This is a genomic window from Rhizobacter sp. P2_H2 (genome assembly GCF_056403375.1).
Map to the genome: position 1 here is coordinate 1 of NZ_JBFUFP010001231.1, position 1476 is coordinate 1476.

Here is a 1476-nt window from a genome sequence, read left to right on the forward strand (position 1 = left end):
ATCACCACCTGCATTCCCGACGCCCAGACCACCGCCGAAGGCATGGTGATGCGCGCCGACCAGGCCCTGTACGCCGCGAAGGCGCAGGGGCGGGACCGCTTCTTCAGCTTCGAGATGCAGCTCGACACGGTGGAGCAGCTGGAAAGATAGGGCCCCCCAGTCGCTATCGCTCCTGCCCCCGAGGGGCGCCTCCCTTCGGCCCGGCGGAGCCGGATCCTGGGGAGTGGCTTGATGGAGCGCCTCGCTTTCGCGGGCGCGGCCGAGGACTGGTGACACCAACTGGCAACCGGATGCCGCATCATTCCGGCCATGCCGATCACCCTCGACCACCTGCGGCGCTACGCCGTCGCCCGCACGCTCTTCAAGCCGACCACGCTGCTGCGCGCGATCCGCCAGCTGGGGTTCCTGCAGGCCGACCCGATCCGTTCGCCGGCGCGCGCGCAGGACCTGACGCTGCGCCACCGCGTCAAGGGCTACCGCGCGGGCGAGCTGGAGCGCCGCTACGCGAAGCTGCCGATCGAGGAGGACTGCCTCGTCAACTACGGCTTCCTGCCGCGCGAGCACCTGGCGCTGATGCACCCGCGCGTCGCCACGACGGTGTGGGACCGCGCCACGCAGCGCCGCGCCGCCGACGTGCTGGCCTTCGTGCGCGAGCGCGGCCGCGTGCACCCGCGCGAGGTCGACGATCATTTCGCGCACGGCCGCGTCACCAACTACTGGGGCGGCTCGTCGAACGCCAGCACCCACCTGCTCGACGGCATGCACTACCGCGGCATGCTGCGCGTCGTGCGGCGCGATGCGGGCATCCGCGTCTACGAGGCGGTCGAGCATGCGCCGGCCGACGACAGCCCCGGCGAACGGGCGCGCCGCGCCGCCGCGCTGCTGGAATTGATCGTGCGCAAGTACGCGCCGCTGCCGGCGCGCAGCCTGACCCACCTGACCGCGTTGCTGGGCTACGGCGCACCGCACCTGAAGACGCAGACGCAGGCGGCGATGAAGCTGGCGCGCGAGCAGCTCGCGAGCCTGCAGCTCGATGGCGTCACCTGGTACTGGCCGGCCGACGAGAACCCGGCCTCGCGCCGCCATGCGCCCGATGACGCGGTGCGGCTGCTCGCGCCGTTCGACCCGGTGGTCTGGGACCGCACCCGCTTCGAGCTGCTGTGGGGCTGGGCCTACCGCTTCGAGGCCTACACGCCGGCACCGAAGCGCAGGTTCGGCTACTACGCGCTGCCGCTGCTGTGGCACGACCGCGTGATCGGCTGGGGCAACCTGTCGATGGTCGGCGGGCGGTTGACGCAGCAGCTCGGCTACGTCGACGGCCGCGCGCCGCGCGACCCGGCGTTCAAGGCCGGGCTGGCCGACGAGATCGAGCGCATGCGCAGCTTCCTCGGGGTCGACTGAGCTTCAGCCGCCGGCCTGCAGCGGCCGCTGCCGCGCCGCGAGCGACGCCGCCAGTGCCAGCACGCCGGCCGAGGC

1 protein-coding gene and 1 pseudogene are annotated in these 1476 nt (G+C 72.6%); both read left to right on the forward strand.

Annotated elements, in window-relative coordinates; all coding sequences use genetic code 11:
• A pseudogene (locus AC1D15_RS31860) lies at positions 1 to 150 on the forward strand (diguanylate cyclase response regulator); the annotation flags it as partial.
• 159 nt (positions 151 to 309) lie between these two features.
• On the forward strand, positions 310 to 1401 hold the full coding sequence (locus tag AC1D15_RS31865; RefSeq protein WP_477829202.1) for a DNA glycosylase AlkZ-like family protein: 1092 nt from the start codon (positions 310 to 312) through the stop codon (positions 1399 to 1401).
• Positions 1402 to 1476 lie beyond the last annotated feature (75 nt).

Excerpts from the sequence above, each read along its gene's own strand:
- AC1D15_RS31865 (WP_477829202.1), top strand. The coding sequence starts at position 310 with ATGCCGATCACCCTCGACCACCTGCGGCGCTACGCCGTCGCCCGCACG.